This window comes from Streptomyces sp. NPDC048331 (genome assembly GCF_043201215.1).
In the GTDB taxonomy this organism is placed as follows: domain Bacteria; phylum Actinomycetota; class Actinomycetes; order Streptomycetales; family Streptomycetaceae; genus Streptomyces.
On record NZ_JBICYT010000005.1, the window covers coordinates 190,099 to 204,643 of the forward strand.

The 14,545-nt window shown below is 70.9% G+C and carries 12 protein-coding genes; 2 read left to right on the top strand and 10 right to left on the bottom strand.

Translation table 11 applies throughout. The features are described from left to right. Positions 1 to 36 precede the first annotated feature (36 nt). The 5 genes from ACGFYY_RS10905 to ACGFYY_RS10925 all read right to left on the bottom strand — a co-directional run bounded on the left by ACGFYY_RS10905 (position 37) and on the right by ACGFYY_RS10925 (position 4,872). The gene (locus tag ACGFYY_RS10905) at positions 37 to 1,314 is read right to left on the bottom strand and encodes a glutamate-5-semialdehyde dehydrogenase (RefSeq protein WP_393708257.1); all 1,278 of its coding nucleotides are present in this window, start codon (positions 1,312 to 1,314) and stop codon (positions 37 to 39) included. Positions 1,315 to 1,649: 335 nt separating this feature from the next. Then, positions 1,650 to 2,117 (bottom strand): hypothetical protein, encoded by a 468-nt coding sequence (locus ACGFYY_RS10910; protein ID WP_030715718.1) that lies wholly within the window; start codon positions 2,115 to 2,117, stop codon positions 1,650 to 1,652. A gap of 34 nt (positions 2,118 to 2,151) precedes the next feature. Continuing rightward, positions 2,152 to 3,279 (bottom strand): glutamate 5-kinase, encoded by a 1,128-nt coding sequence (gene proB / locus ACGFYY_RS10915; RefSeq protein ID WP_365266927.1) that lies wholly within the window; start codon positions 3,277 to 3,279, stop codon positions 2,152 to 2,154. Positions 3,280 to 3,370: 91 nt separating this feature from the next. After that, positions 3,371 to 3,874 carry a GtrA family protein gene (locus ACGFYY_RS10920; protein ID WP_393708260.1) on the bottom strand — a complete coding sequence of 168 codons (504 nt, stop codon included), beginning with the start codon at positions 3,872 to 3,874 and terminating at the stop codon, positions 3,371 to 3,373. Beyond that, a complete protein-coding gene (locus tag ACGFYY_RS10925) occupies positions 3,871 to 4,872 on the bottom strand; it encodes a glycosyltransferase family 2 protein (RefSeq protein WP_393708262.1) in 1,002 nt (333 codons plus the stop codon). The genes ACGFYY_RS10920 and ACGFYY_RS10925 overlap by 4 nt, the downstream gene beginning before the upstream one ends. Before the next feature lie 183 nt (positions 4,873 to 5,055). Here ACGFYY_RS10925 and ACGFYY_RS10930 point away from each other — a divergent pair, with 183 nt between their 5' ends. Both ACGFYY_RS10930 and ACGFYY_RS10935 read left to right on the top strand, forming a co-directional pair. Continuing rightward, positions 5,056 to 7,935, top strand: coding sequence for a CDP-glycerol glycerophosphotransferase family protein (locus ACGFYY_RS10930; protein WP_393708264.1), 2,880 nt, complete (start codon positions 5,056 to 5,058; stop codon positions 7,933 to 7,935). Beyond that, entirely contained in the window at positions 7,932 to 9,104 is a 1,173-nt protein-coding gene (locus ACGFYY_RS10935; RefSeq protein WP_393708266.1) for a glycosyltransferase, read from the top strand. The genes ACGFYY_RS10930 and ACGFYY_RS10935 overlap by 4 nt, the downstream gene beginning before the upstream one ends. 97 nt (positions 9,105 to 9,201) lie before the next feature. On the opposite strand, the gene galE is transcribed toward ACGFYY_RS10935, so the two are convergent. The 5 genes from galE to rplU form a co-directional block, all read right to left on the bottom strand. Next, positions 9,202 to 10,215, bottom strand: coding sequence for a UDP-glucose 4-epimerase GalE (gene galE / locus ACGFYY_RS10940; RefSeq protein WP_393708268.1), 1,014 nt, complete (start codon positions 10,213 to 10,215; stop codon positions 9,202 to 9,204). A gap of 83 nt (positions 10,216 to 10,298) precedes the next feature. Continuing rightward, a complete protein-coding gene (locus tag ACGFYY_RS10945) occupies positions 10,299 to 11,915 on the bottom strand; it encodes a glycosyltransferase family 2 protein (RefSeq protein ID WP_393708270.1) in 1,617 nt (538 codons plus the stop codon). A 70-nt stretch (positions 11,916 to 11,985) separates the two neighbouring features. Next, positions 11,986 to 13,431, bottom strand: coding sequence for a GTPase ObgE (gene obgE / locus ACGFYY_RS10950; protein WP_365266914.1), 1,446 nt, complete (start codon positions 13,429 to 13,431; stop codon positions 11,986 to 11,988). A 167-nt stretch (positions 13,432 to 13,598) separates the two neighbouring features. Then, complete coding sequence (rpmA, locus tag ACGFYY_RS10955; protein ID WP_112446573.1) at positions 13,599 to 13,853, bottom strand: 50S ribosomal protein L27; 255 nt, start codon at positions 13,851 to 13,853, stop codon at positions 13,599 to 13,601. Between the two features lie 13 nt (positions 13,854 to 13,866). Next, complete coding sequence (gene rplU / locus ACGFYY_RS10960) at positions 13,867 to 14,187, bottom strand: 50S ribosomal protein L21 (protein ID WP_030715748.1); 321 nt, start codon at positions 14,185 to 14,187, stop codon at positions 13,867 to 13,869. Positions 14,188 to 14,545: the final 358 nt, after the last annotated feature.

Sequence of the window (14,545 nt, forward strand, 5' to 3'; positions counted from 1 at the left end):
GCGCCGAATTTCGGCCACACCGCGCTCAGGGCTTCACTACCGAACGTGACCGTCGCCGGTGACGATGTACTTGGTGGAGGTCAGCTCGGGAAGACCCATCGGCCCCCTGGCGTGCAGCTTCTGGGTGGAGATTCCGATCTCCGCACCGAAGCCGAACTGACCACCGTCCGTGAACCGAGTGGATGCATTCACGGCGACCGTGGTCGAGTCGACCAGCTGGGTGAAGCGGCGCGCGGCGGCCTGCGAGGTGGTGACGATCGCCTCGGTGTGGCCGGAGGTCCAGCGGCGGATGTGGGTGACGGCGTCGTCGAGGGAGTCCACGACTCCGGCGGCGATGTCGTAGGACAGGTACTCGGCGGCCCAGTCCTCGTCCGTGGCGGGCAGGGCGGTCACCTTGCCGCCTTCCGCGGCGGCGAGGACCCGGGCGTCGCCGTGGACGGTGACGCCGGCCTCGGCGAGGGCGTCGAGGGCGCGCGGCAGGAAGGCGTCGGCGATGTCACGGTGGACGAGGAGGGTCTCGGCGGAGTTGCACACCGAGGGCCGCTGGGCCTTGGAGTTGATGAGGATGTCCACCGCCATGTCCAGGTCGGCCTGGGCGTCGACGTAGACGTGGCAGTTGCCGGTACCGGTCTCGATGACCGGGACGGTGGATTCCTCGACCACGGTCCTGATGAGCGAGGCTCCGCCGCGCGGGATGAGTACGTCGACGAGTCCGCGGGCGCGCATCAGCTCACGGACGGAGTCGCGGGACTCGCCGGGGACGAGCTGGATCGCGTCGGCGGGCAGGCCCACGCTCTCGACGGCGTCCCGCAGGATGGCGACGAGCGCGGTGTTGGAGGAGTAGGCGGAGGAACTGCCGCGCAGGAGTACCGCGTTGCCGGACTTGAGGCAGAGCGCGGCGGCGTCGACGGTGACGTTGGGGCGGGCCTCGTAGATGATGCCGACGACGCCGAGCGGGACGCGGATCTGTCGGAGGTCGATGCCGTTGGGGAGGGTGTTGCCGCGCACGACCTCGCCGACGGGGTCGGGGAGGGCGGCGACGTCGCGGACGTCCGAGGCGATGGCGGCGACCCGCTCCGGGGTCAGGGTGAGGCGGTCGATGACGGTCTCGCTGGTGCCGGCGGCACGGGCCTTGTCCGTGTCCACGGCGTTGGCGGCGATGATCTCGTCCGTACGGGCCTCCAGCGCGTCCGCGATCGCCAGCAGGGCGGTGTCCTTGGTGGACCGCGGGAGTGGGGCGATGGCGGCGGCGGCGGTACGGGACCGGTGCGCGGTGGCGAGGACGGGCGAGGTGGCGGCATCGAGCGAGGTCATGCCGCCCAGGGTAGTCCCCGGCGGGGGCGTGGCCGTGGGGGTTTCCACCCCGCGAGACGGCCTCCGGCCGGGTCGGCGGGGTGGGCGTCGGCGGGGTGGGCGTCGGCGGGGTGGGCGTCGGCGGGGTGGGCGTCGGCGGGGTCTGCGGGGTGGGGCCGGGGCTGCGCCCCGGGCCCCGGGTGGTCGGCACCGGTCCGTGGCGGGTGCGGGCGCAGGATCGGGGCTCCGCCCCGGACCCTGGTCCTCGAGCGCCGGAGGGGCTGGAAGCTCCCGCGGCTCCGCCCCGGACCCGCGCCTCGAACGCCGACGGGGCTGAAAACGGGCCGCCCGGCCGGTCAGTAGGGGTGGACGCCTACCGGGTGGGCCGGGGGTGGGCCGTAGCCTTCTGCCACGCGCTGGTGGTAGGTGGCACGGTCGATGACCTCCAGGCCCACGATCTCCCAGGGCGGGAGCTTCGCCGAGGAGCGGTGTTCGCCCCACAGGCGCAGGGCGACGGCCGCCGCGTCGTGGAGGTCCCGGGCCTCTTCCCAGTAGCGGATCTCCGCATGGTCGTCGGCGTACCGGCTGGTCAGCAGGAACGGGTGGTCGTGGGCCAGTTGCTCCAGCCCGCGCCGGACCTCGGACAGCGGGGCCGGCTTGCCGGAGACGCTCAGGGTCACGTGCCACAGACGTGACGCGTGATCCTGCTCCTCCCCGCCACCGCCGCCGTCACCGTCCCCTGTGCCGACGCTGGTCAGCGCTCGTCTCACCAGCCGCCTCCTGTCTCCGCCACGCGGGTCCGCCCGCCCCTCACAGTTGACCAGTCCCCGAGCCGCCGCGCTCCGCTTTTGCCGAACCTCAGCCCTCCAGCAGGACCAGATCGTCCCGGTGGACGACCTCCCGCTCGTACGCGGGTCCGAGTTCCCGCGCGAGCTCGCGAGTGGAGCGGCCCAGGAGCTGCGGCAGCTCCTTGGCGTCGAAGTTGACGAGGCCCCGGGCGACGGCGCGGCCGTCCGCGGAGCGCAGTTCCACCGGGTCCCCGGCGACGAAGTCGCCCTCGACCGCCGCGATCCCGGCGGGGAGCAGCGAGCTGCCGCGCTCGGTGACCGCGCGGACGGCGCCGTCGTCCAGGACCAGGTGCCCCTGCGGGGTCGAGGCGTGCTGGAGCCAGAGCAGGCGGTCCGCCGAGCGGCGCCCGGTGGCGTGGAACAGCGTGCCGGTGCCCCGCCCGGCGAGGGCGTCGGCGGCCTGGCTCGCGGAGGTGAGCACCACGGGGATCCCGGCGGCGGCGGCGATCCGGGCCGCCTCGACCTTGGTGACCATGCCGCCGGTGCCGACGCCCGCCTTGCCCGCGCTGCCGATGGAGACGTGGGCGATGTCCTCGGGCCCGCGGACCTCTTCGATGCGCGTGGTGCCGGGCTGGGACGGGTCGCCGTCGTAGAGGCCGTCCACGTCCGAGAGGAGGACGAGGAGGTCGGCGCGGACGAGGTGGGCGACGAGGGCCGCCAGCCGGTCGTTGTCGCCGAAGCGGATCTCGTCCGTGGCGACGGTGTCGTTCTCGTTGACGACGGGCAGGGCGCCCATGGTCAGGAGCTGGTCCAGCGTCCGGAACGCGTTGCGGTAGTGGGCCCGGCGGCTGGTGTCGTCGGTGGTGAGGAGCACTTGGCCGACGCGGACGCCGTACCGGGCGAAGGAGGCGGTGTAGCGGGCGACGAGCAGGCCCTGCCCGACGCTCGCCGCGGCCTGCTGACGGGCCAGGTCCTTGGGGCGCCGGCGCAGGCCGAGCGGGGAGAGTCCGGCGGCGATGGCTCCGCTGGAGACGAGGACGATCTCCTTCTCGCCTCCGCTGCGGGCCTTGGCGAGGACGTCGACGAGCGCGTCCACCCGGTCGGCGTCGAGTCCGCCGGCCGCCGTGGTCAGGGAGGAGGAGCCGACCTTGACCACGATCCTGCGGGCGTCCACGACACCTTGCCTAGCCGCTGACACGTCTGTCCCCTTGCCCCTTGCCGAAATGCCTGTTGCCGAGATCCCTGCCGTCTCAATCTACGGGGTGGGCAGGCGGGGCTGCTCGGGGGTTTCAGACCCTGGACGAGGACCCCGCCGAGGACCCCGCCGAGGACCCTGCGGAGGACTCCGCCGCGGATCCCGTGGACGACCCCGCCGCGGGCCCCGCCGCGACCGGAGGGGTCGCCTGCGCCCGGGCGGCACCCGGGACGAGGATCTTGCGGGAGAGCAGGAAGGTGAACGGGATGGCCACGACCGCCGCGACCAGCGGGGCGATCCGGGTGTCCATGCCGGCCCAGGTCACCAGCGCGTAGAGGCCGACCGACTGGATCACGAAGTTGGTGATGTTCGTCAGGGGGAAGAGGAAGAACTTCTTCCAGGTCGGCCTGGTCCGGTAGGTGAAGTAGGTGTTCATGAAGAACGAGCCGACCATCGCCAGCACGAAGGCGAGCGAGTAGGCGGCGAAGTACGGCATCCACGGGTGCAGGAGCAGGTAGATGACGAAGAAGGTGCCGGTGTTGACCCCGCCCACGAGGGCGAATCTGAACACCTGGCCGAGCTGTTCCTTGCGGCTCATCGGGCGCTGCGCTCCACGATCGTAGGCTCTGCGACCGGGGCCGCCGGCCGGTCATCGGTCCGCGGGAGCGGCTGTGCTCCGTGCGATTCCTTCACCAGGAAGTGCGGCCTGCGCTTGGCTTCGTAGTAGATGCGGCCGATGTACTCGCCGATCAGGCCCAGCATGATCAACTGTACGCCGCCGAGGCCCGTGATGATGGCCACAAGGGTGACGTAGCCCGGGGACTCGACGCCGTTGGTGATCGCCATGATCGTGATCCACAGGGCGTACAGACCGGTCAGGGCGACCAGCGACACGCCGAACCAGATCCCGATCCGCAGCGGCCTGTTGTTGAAGGAGATCAGGCCGTCCATGCCGTAGTTCAGCAGGGCGCCGAACTTCCACTTCGTCTCGCCGGCCTCGCGCTGCGCGTTGCGGTAGTCGAAGTGGACGGTGTCGAAGCCGATCCAGGAGAACAGGCCCTTGGAGAAGCGGTTGTACTCCGGCAGTGACAGCAGGGCGTCCACGGCCGGGCGCGAGAGCATGCGGAAGTCGCCGACGCCGTCGGTCAGCTCCACGTCGACCCAGCGGTTGACCCCCCGGTAGTAGAGGGTGCTGAGGGCGGAACGGAGTTTCTTGTCACCCTCGCGCGTGCGGCGGGCGATGATCTGGTCGTGTCCCTGCCGGTAGTGCTCCAGCATGGTCGCGATGAGTTCCGGCGGGTGCTGGAGGTCCGCGTCCATGATCACCACGGCGTCGCCCGTGGCCTCGCGCAGGCCGGCGAGCATGCCGGCCTCCTTGCCGAAGTTCCGGCTGAAGGAGACGTAGCGGGTCCGGTCGCCGTGTTCGGCAGCGATCTTCCGGAGCTTGTCGAGGGTGCCGTCGCGGCTTCCGTCGTCGACGTAGCAGACCTCGTACTCGACGGGGAGGGCGTCCAGGACCCTCCGGATCTCCACGTCGAAGCTGTCGATGACGGCCTCTTCGTTGTAGCAAGGGACAACTACGGACAGCTTCGTCATGAACACTTCCTGCTGGATCCGAACGGGTGATTGTCGGCGGCCGGACCCACCTCTCACCTCTTCCTTAGAAGTATGCACGGCGAGGGTCGGACGGGCGTCGGGCTGCCGGAGTCGAGGGCGGCACACGGTAGCGTGGACGAGATAAGCGGAATCAGCTCAACGTAACGAAACGAAGGGATCGAGGTGCACGTGCCCGACGTCTCCGTGGTCGTCATCGTCTACAACGACGCAGAGCGTCTGCCGACAGCAGTCCGGTCGGTTCTGGACCAAACCCTGCACAGCGTCGAAGTCGTGATCGTCGACGACTGCAGCAAGGACCGCTCGTACGCGGTCGCCCAGGAACTGGAATCCGCACATCCGGGGAGGGTGCGCGCCTTCCAGCTGCCGGAGAACAGCGGTGGCTGCGGTGCGCCCCGCAACCACGGCATCCAGCAGGCCACCGGAACGTACGTGATGTTCCTCGACAGCGACGACGTGCTGGAACGCAACGCCTGCCGGAACATGCTGGACGCCGCCGAGCGGACCGGATCCGACCTGGTCTCGGGCATGTGCGTACGCGTGCACCTCGACAACCGGTGGGGCAAGACCACCGAGTGGTACCCCTGGATCTACTCGCGCACGCGCACCCTGGAGTCGATCACCGAGTACCCCGACCTGCTGGTCTACGACACCCTCTCCACGAACAAGTGCTACCGGCGCGCGTTCCTGCTGGAGCAGGGCCTCCAGTTCCCGGTCGGCATCCACTACGAGGACCTGCTGTTCTCCGCGCAGGCCTACGTGGCCGCCCGCCGCATCACGCTGATCCCGAACCACGTCTACTTCTGGAACGTGGTCGAGAAGGCCGCGGCCCTGTCGATCAGCAACCGGCGCCACGAGATCGCGAACTTCGTCCACCGGATGGAGATCCACCGCCGCGTCGACGCCCTCCTGGCCGAAAAGGGCCACACGGACATCAAGTCGGCGAAGGACGCCAAGTTCCTCAAGCACGACCTGGTGCTGCACCTGCGTGACCTGCCGCTGCTGAGCGACGAGTACCGCCAGGAGTTCGCCCGCCTCGCCAACGGCTACCTCGCGGGGATCGACCCGGCCGCGTACGAGAACGTCACCTACCTCCAGGCGATCTGCGCCTACCTGCTGGGCAAGGAGGACTGGGACAACCTGCTCCCGGCCGCCGACGCCATGACCAACAAGGGCCGGCTCACCTCCCCGCTCGCCGAGCGCGACGGCCGCGTCTACTGGTGCGCGCAGCACATCGACGGTCCCGACGCCGACGAGGCCCGCCGGATACTGGACGTCACCGAGCAGGCCTTCCACACCACGCCGCTCACCTCGCTCACCCTGGGCAACCGCCTCACCTCCTACGAGGACGACGGCCGGGGCACGGTCACCATGTCCGGCTCCGTCGTGAACCCGCTGGGCCGGATCCCGGCCGACGCGGACCTGAAGGCCACGCTCGAATTCCGGGCCCGCCGGCAGATCGGCGTACGGTCCTTCAGCTTCCCGGTGGAAACCGTCCGCCACACCGGTGACACGATCGAGTGGACCGGTACCGCCGACGTCGCGAGCACCGTCCGCCCCCTCGGCATCATCGACGCCGTCTGGGACGTCCGCCTCAAGCTGACCGCGGGCGGCGACCGGATCATCACCCGTGTCGCGATCGGCGGGGTCGACCTGGAGTCGGCGACGCCGCTGCGCGTGCGCCCGCGGCTGACCCGGCTGGTCTCCGACCGCTTCGGGCCCCAGATGACCAAGAAGGGCAACCTCAGCTACGTGCTGAGCGCCGAGGGCGCCGCCGCCGTCCGCACCCAGTCGCTGATCAACAACGCCATACAGGGCAAGGCGGCCGGCGTGGTCAAGCGGGGCCTGCGCAAGGCACTGCGGGCCCGCCGCAACATCGGCTCCGGCGAGCAGAAGGTGAAGATCTACCACGAGGTCTTCTCGAAGCTGCCGATCAAGAAGGGCACGGTCGTCTTCGAGAGCCACATGGGCAAGCAGTACAGCGACAGCCCGAAGGCGATCTACGAGGAGCTCGTCCGCCAAGGCGCGCCGTTCGAGGCCATCTGGTCCTACGCGGGCGCCAAGCCCACCGGCTTCCCCAAGGAGGCCACCCTGGTCAGGCGCTGGGGCTGGCAGTACCTGCGCGCCCTCGCCCAGGCCGAGTACTGGGTCGACAACCAGGGCTTCCCGCTGGCGCTCGCCAAGCGCCCGGGGACCACGTACATCCAGACGTGGCACGGTTCGGCGCTCAAGCGGATGGGCTTCCACGAGCCCCGCACCAAGGCGCAGGGCCGCGCCGGCCAGGCCCGCTTCCAGGCGGCCGTCGACCGCTTCGACCACTTCCTGATCCGCTCCGAGCACGACACCCGGACCCTCGCCAAGGGCTTCCGGCTGCGGGACGAGGTGCTGCTGCGCACGGGTTACCCGCGCAACGACGCCCTCGTCGAGGCGCACCGGACCGAGTCGAACAGTGGTGAGCGGGTCCGCGGGCCCCTGGCGGGCGAGCTCGGCATCGACCCGGACAAGAAGGTGCTGCTGTACGCGCCGACCTTCCGGGCGGCCGCGGACGGCTCGGTGGAGGGCTTCACCTTCCCCTTCGACGTGGAGGAGTTCGCGGACCGGCTCGGCGACCGCTTCACGCTGCTGGTGCGGACCCACTACCTCAACAGCGTCTCGCTGCCGCCGTCCGTGGCGGGCCGGGTCATCGACGTGTCCCGCCACCACGACATCACCCCGCTGCTGGCCCTCGCCGACGGTCTGATCACCGACTACTCGTCCGTGATGTTCGACTACGCGGTCCTGGACCGGCCGATGCTGTTCTTCGCGTACGACTACGAGAAGTACGCCACCGACATCCGCGGCACGTACTTCGACCTGAAGGAGAAGGCTCCGGGCCCGGTGGTGGCGACGGCGGACGAGCTGCTGCAGGCGCTCGCCGCCTTCGAGGAGGCGGACGTCAAGTACGCCCAGGCACGGCAGCGTTTCCTCGCCGAGTTCGGCGAGTACGACCGTGGGGACGCGGCCCGCCAGATCGTCGAGAAGTTCTTCACCAGGAGCGGCAAGTGAACCAGCAGACCGTCGCTCCGGGCGGCCGTGACATCTTCATCGTCTCCAACAACGTCGACGAGATCGGCGGCGTGACCACCTGGTCGCACCAGATGGCCCGGCAGTTCACCGACCGCGGCCACCGGGTGCACATCGTGGGCATCGCCCCGGTCGCCGACGACATCCGGCAGAAGCTCCCGCAGGGCCTGCCGTACGAGACGACCACGCTCTACGCGGCACACCCGCCGTCGGCCCGCCGGCTGCGCGGGATCAAGGGCAGGCTGAACGCGCCCGAGCGGCGCCGCCAGGCGGCCCGGCGGGCGCAGATGCGGGCCAAGGCCGAGCAGCTGAGCGAACTGCTGCGGGCGGCCCGGCCGGGCGGCGTCGTCATCGTCACCCAGGTCTGGGCGATGGAGTGGGTGGCGCTCGCCGACACCAAGGGGCTCACCGTCATCGGGATGAGCCACGAGTCGTTCGAGGCCAGTCAGAAGTCCACCCGCGGGGAGCGGGTCCGCCGCTTCTACCCGCAGGTCGACCGGCTGCTGGTGCTGACCGCCGAGGACGCGGACCTGTGGATCCGGGCGGGCATGGAGAACGTGGGGAGCATGCCGAACCCGCTGCCCTTCATGCCCGACTCCCCCGCGCCGCGCACGGAGAAGGTCGTGGCGTGCGTCGGCCGCCTCGCCTTCGAGAAGGGTGTCGACCTGCTGCTCGACACCTGGGCGGACGTCGCGCCGCACCACCCCGACTGGACCCTGCGGATCTACGGGGCGGGCGCGGAGGAGGCGACGCTGAAGGCGCACTGCACCTCACTGGGCCTGGACGACTCCGTGGAGTGGATGGGCAGCACCGACGACGTGCTGGGCGCCCTGCGCGGCGCCTCGGTCTTCGCGCAGGCCTCACGGGCCGAGGGCTTCCCGATCACCCTGCTGGAGGCGATGGCGGCGGGCGTGCCGGCGGCCGCCTTCGACTGCGCGCCGGGCGTGCGGGAGATCGTCGAGCACGGCGAGGACGGACTGCTGGCCCGGCTGGGCAACACGATGGAGCTGGCCGGGCACCTGCGGGTGCTGATGTCCGACCGTGACCTGCGCGACCGGCTCGGGGACAACGCCTTCCGCTCGGTGCAGCGGTACTCCAGCGCCGAGATCACCGACCGGTGGGAAGAGCTGTTCTCCTTCCTGGAGCGCTGACCCCGGCCGCCACGCGCAGATGTGGAGCAGCCCGCCCCGGACGTGTCCGGGGCGGGCTGCTCCACATACTGGCGCGCCGTGGGGCGTCTTCGACCGGTCAGGGCTTGTGGACGTCCCGGTGGGCGTCCTTGCGGGCCACCTTGTTGGCCTCCCAGCCCGCCCACGCGGAGACGACCATCTCCTGGACGTCGTGCCGGGCCTGCCAGCCCAGCTCTCTGGTGATCCGGTCGGCGGACGCCACGACCTTCGCCGGGTCGCCGGGGCGACGCGGGCTGATCACGGGGGCGATGTCGTGCCCGGTGTTCTTGTTCAGCAGCTCGACCATCTCGGCGACGGAAACGCCCTCGCCCCGCCCGATGTTGACGGTGAGGTCCTTGTAATCTCCGGCCGCGGCCCACTCGGCGAGCTTGCGGGCGGCCGCCACGTGGGCCTCCGCGAGGTCCTCCACGTGGATGTAGTCGCGGATGCAGGTGCCGTCCGGGGTCGGGTAGTCGTCACCGAAGATCTTGGCGCCCTGGCCGGCGTCGTACCGCTCGAAGACCATCGGGACCAGGTTGAAGACGCCGGTGTCGGCGAGCTCGGGCACCGCCGCGCCCGCGACGTTGAAGTAGCGCAGGCAGGCGGTGGAGATGCCGTGCGCCTTGCCCGCGGCGCGCACCAGCCACTCCCCGGCCAGCTTGGTCTCGCCGTAGGGGCTCAGCGGCTTGCACGGGGTGTCCTCGGTCACCAGGTCCACGTCGGGCATGCCGTAGACGGAGGCGGAGGAGGAGAAGAGGAAGTTGCGGATGCCCGCGTCGGCCACGGCCTGGAGCAGGACCGAAAGGCCCTGCACGTTCTCCTGGTAGTAGTACATCGGCTTCTCGACGGACTCGCCGACCTGCTTCTTGCCCGCCAGGTGCACCACGCCGGTGATCTTGTGCGCGCGGATGACCTTCTCCAGGTCCAGCCGGTCCAGGACGGAGCCGACCACCAGCGGGACGCCCTCCGGTACGCGGTCCTCGTCGCCCGTGGAGAGGTCGTCGAAGACGACGACCTCCTCCCCCGCGAGCCGCATCGCGCGGACGACGTGCGCGCCGATGTATCCGGCGCCACCGGTGATCAGAAACGTCATGTTCTCTCCTTGGTCCTGTCCGACTTCGGGATGAAGAGTGCGGCGGGTGAAGGTCTCCGGCCGGGGCACCCGCCCGGCGGGCCTCAGCCCGTCCCCCGGCCCGCCCGGGCCCGGTCGAGGCGGTTGCGTACGAGGTACAGCGCGCCCTCTGCGCCCGGCGCGAGGCGCAGCGCGAGTGCGCCGGCCCCCGTCCGGTAGGGCTGCGCCAGCAGCACACCGTACCGGCTGCTGGGCAGGGCCCGACGGCGAAGCAGTCGGCCCCGGGGGCGCAAGGAGGTGAGCACCGAGCTCTCGTCGGCACACCGCACGCCCACCCCGACGTTCCACGCCTGCATCCTGCGCAGCCCTTGGCGGCGGCCCGTGACGGCGAGGTCCGCGAGCCGGAACGGCAGTACGGCGACCCAACCGCCCTCGGCGTCGGGGTGCAGCTCGACCGGCTGCGCGAGGACGGCGGCGCCTCCCGCACGGGGTACGAAGCTCAGCTGCGCGGTGACGGGCCCGGCCTCGGCGAGGCGCCCGTACAGGTCGTGCACGCGGATCCGGACGGCGGAGCGGCCGGCCGGTTCCGCGTCGACGGTGACGGGCAACTCGCCGACCGGCAGCCCGGTCAGGCCGTCCAGCTCGACCGGCAGTTCCTCGCTCCACACCGGAGCTCCGGTGGGACCGGTCGCGTACGGGGGCAGCAGCCGCGGCGGTTCGGCGGCCAGTCGGGTGAGCCGCTCGACGTCGGCGGGCGGGGTCGCGGTGGCGCGCAGCAGGGACACGATCCAGCGGGCGTGGGCCGCGGCGGACTCGACGTCGGCCTCGGGGAAGGTGTCGACGTACTCGCGGGTCAGCGTCCACCACGCGGCCTGGTACTCGGGGTCCTGGCCGAGCTCGCGCAGGTACATGCGCAGGTCGTACTCCAGGAACTTCACCCGGCAGGCGCTGCCCAGCACCGGGGAGGCCTCCGCGAGGATCCCGGCGGCCGTGCGGTGGGCCTCGATGCGGGAGCGCCAGTTCCCGACGTCCTTGCGGTCCAGGGAGATCGACACCTGGGCGGCGCTGCGGCGCACGTGCCACACGTAGACGAGGTCGCCGGTGACGGCGATGCGGGGGGCCGCGGCAAGCACGCGGGCGGTGAAGACGAAGTCCTCGTAGATGAACCGGCCGTCGGGGAAGCGCAGGCCGTGCTCCTGGAGGAAGGAGCGCGCGTACAGCTTGTTGACGCAGAGGGTGTCGCGGACGAGATCGGGCCGGTCCACCGGCCGCTCGATCACCTCGCCCGGGGTGTGCAGACCGGGCATCCACGGCACGTCGTGGTGCAGGGGCAGCTCGCGCCGTACCGCCGCGCCGACCGTGACCGGGGCGCCGTGCTCCTCGGCGGTGCGCACCAAGGCGTCGGCGGCCCCCGGAGGCAGGATGTCGTCGCTGTCGAGGAAGAGCACGTACCGTCCGGAAGCGGCCGCGATCCCGTCGTTGCGCGGGGTGCCGCACCCCCCGCTGTTCTCCGTCCGGTGCACGACCTTGAGGCGGGGGTGGACGGCGGCCAGGTCGTCCAGCACCCGCGCGGTGCCGTCGGACGAGGCGTCGTTCACCGCGATGACCTCGGTGACCACCGGCCCCTGGGCGAGGGCCGAGGAAACGGCCTCGCCCACGAGCTCGGCGTCGTTGTACGCGATGACCACGACGGAAACCGTGGGGAGGTTGCTGCTGTTCACCCGGAAGATCCTAGGCGACCCACATAAAGGCGCCTTCAAACCTTCCGGGCACACGTCCCTCGGGAGGGGCTCAGAACGGCTTGAATTCGTCGTACTCCTGCTGCGCGGAGTCCCCGCGCTTGGCGTCCTTCTCCTTGCGGCGCGTCGTGGCCGGGCGCGGAGCCTCCAGACGGTGGTCCTCGCCGCGGCGGCCCAGCATCTCGGCGCCGGCCATCATGGTCGGCTCCCAGTCGAAGACGACCGCATTCTCGTCGGAGCCGATGGCCACGCCGTCACCGGCGCGGGCGCCGGCCTTCTTGAGCGCGTCCTCGACACCGAGGCGGTTGAGGCGGTCGGCCAGGTAGCCGACGGCCTCGTCGTTGTTGAAGTCGGTCTGGCGGACCCAGCGCTCCGGCTTCTCGCCGCGCACCTGGTAGACGTCCTCGACCTCGTCGTAGGTGACGGTGAAGCCGGCGTCGTCCACGGCCTTCGGGCGGATGACGATACGGGTCGCCTCCTCCTTCGGCTTGCGGGCGCGGGCCTTGGCGATGACCTCGGCGAGGAAGTAGGAGAGCTCCTTCAGACCCGTACGGGCGACCGCGGAGACCTCGAAGACCTTGTAGCCGCGGGCCTCCAGGTCCGGGCGGACCATGTCGGCGAGCTCCTGGCCGTCCGGGATGTCGACCTTGTTGAGGACGACGAGACGCGGGCGCTTCTCCAGGCCGCCGCCGTAGAGCTTGAGTTCCTCCTCGATGACGTCGAGGTCGGCGATCGGATCGCGGTCGGACTCCAGGGTGGCGGTGTCCAGGACGTGCACGAGCACCGAGCAGCGCTCGACGTGACGCAGGAACTCCAGACCCAGGCCACGGCCCTGGCTGGCGCCGGGGATCAGGCCGGGGACGTCGGCGATCGTGTAGACGGTCGAGCCGGCCGTGACGACGCCCAGGTTCGGGACGAGGGTGGTGAAGGGGTAGTCCGCGATCTTCGGCTTGGCCGAGGAGAGCACCGAGATCAGCGAGGACTTGCCGGCGCTCGGGAAGCCGACCAGCGCCACGTCGGCGACGGTCTTGAGCTCCAGCACGATGTCGCCGGTGGTGCCGGGTACGCCGAGGAGGGCGAAGCCGGGGGCCTTGCGGCGGGCGGAGGAGAGCGCGGCGTTGCCGAGACCGCCACGGCCGCCCTCGGCGGCCACGTAGGTGGTGCCCTGGCCGACGAGGTCGGCGAGGACGTTGCCCTCCTTGTCGAGGACGACGGTGCCGTCCGGCACGGGCAGGACCAGGTCCTGGCCGTCCTTGCCGGAGCGGTTGCCGCCCTCGCCGGGCTTGCCGTTGGTGGCCTTGCGGTGGGGGCTGTGGTGGTAGTCCAGCAGGGTGGTGATCGCCTGCTCCACCACCAGGATGACGTCGCCGCCACGGCCGCCGTTGCCGCCGTCGGGGCCGCCCAGCGGCTTGAACTTCTCCCGGTGAACGGAGGCGCAGCCGTGGCCCCCGTTACCCGCGGCGACATGCAGCTCGACGCGGTCCACGAAGGTGGTCATGGGTGTTCCTCCAGATACATACGGGAATGTCCCGGGCAGGCCTTGCTGCCCATTAAACGTGTCTATGTGACAACGCGCCGAGGGCGGACCTCTCTTCCCGGCTTGCGCCGGGAAGAGCTGAGATCCGCCCTCGGGAAGTTACGAACGCTCGATCAGCCGAAGCTGGATCAGGCGGCCGGAACGATGTTGACGACCTTGCGGCCACGGTGCGTGCCGAACTGGACCGAACCGGCCAGCAGCGCGAACAGCGTGTCGTCGCCACCACGACCGACACCCGAACCCGGGTGGAAGTGGGTGCCGCGCTGGCGGACGAGGATCTCGCCGGCGGAAACGACCTGACCGCCGAAGCGCTTCACGCCGAGCCGCTGGGCATTGGAGTCGCGCCCGTTCCGGGTGGACGATGCGCCCTTCTTGTGTGCCATGTCTCAGTCCCTCTTACTTCGCAGCCGCGGGGATACCGGTGACCTTGATCGCCGTGTACTGCTGGCGGTGACCCTGGCGACGGCGGTAGCCGGTCTTGTTCTTGTAGCGCAGGATGTCGATCTTGGCGCCCTTGTGGTGGTCCACAATCTCGGCCGTGACCTTGATGCCGGCCAGGACCCACGGGTCGCTGGTCACGGCGTCGCCGTCGACAACGAGCAGGGTCGAGAGCTCGACCGTGTCGCCAACCTTGGCAGTGGAAATCTTGTCAACCTCAACGATGTCGCCGACAGCAACCTTGTGCTGGCGACCACCGCTGCGCACGATGGCGTACACGCGGATCTCTCTCTCACTCGGGGCGGATACTCCTGAAGCCAGCCGCTCAGGCAAGCTCCACCTCAAGGGCGGAACCGCACTGATCCGGATTGGACGAGCGGCCTCTCGCGCCCGACGCTTGCGCGGAGGAACGTGAGGAAGGTGCTCAGGAGCGCGGCACGCACTGGACGTCAAACGCCCGAGCATGCCGACGGTCTAGGTTACGGGGCCGGTTCCGGAGGGTCAAACCGGGCCCGTACGGCCGTGGGGGGGGGGGGGGGGGGGGGGGGCGCCGGCGGGGGGGGGGGGGGCGGGGCGGGGGGCGGCGGGGGGGGGGGGGGGGGGCGGCGGGCGGCGCGGGGGGGGGCCCCCCCCGGGC

What these genes read in the sequence shown, in the direction of transcription:
- ACGFYY_RS10905 (WP_393708257.1), bottom strand. Translation starts at nt 1,314, where the DNA reads ATGACCTCGCTCGATGCCGCCACCTCGCCCGTCCTCGCCACCGCGCAC.
- ACGFYY_RS10920 (WP_393708260.1), bottom strand. Translation starts at nt 3,874, where the DNA reads ATGAGCCGCAAGGAACAGCTCGGCCAGGTGTTCAGATTCGCCCTCGTG.
- ACGFYY_RS10925 (WP_393708262.1), bottom strand. Translation starts at nt 4,872, where the DNA reads ATGACGAAGCTGTCCGTAGTTGTCCCTTGCTACAACGAAGAGGCCGTC.
- galE (WP_393708268.1), bottom strand. Translation starts at nt 10,215, where the DNA reads ATGACGTTTCTGATCACCGGTGGCGCCGGATACATCGGCGCGCACGTC.
- obgE (WP_365266914.1), bottom strand. Translation starts at nt 13,431, where the DNA reads ATGACCACCTTCGTGGACCGCGTCGAGCTGCATGTCGCCGCGGGTAAC.
- rpmA (WP_112446573.1), bottom strand. Translation starts at nt 13,853, where the DNA reads ATGGCACACAAGAAGGGCGCATCGTCCACCCGGAACGGGCGCGACTCC.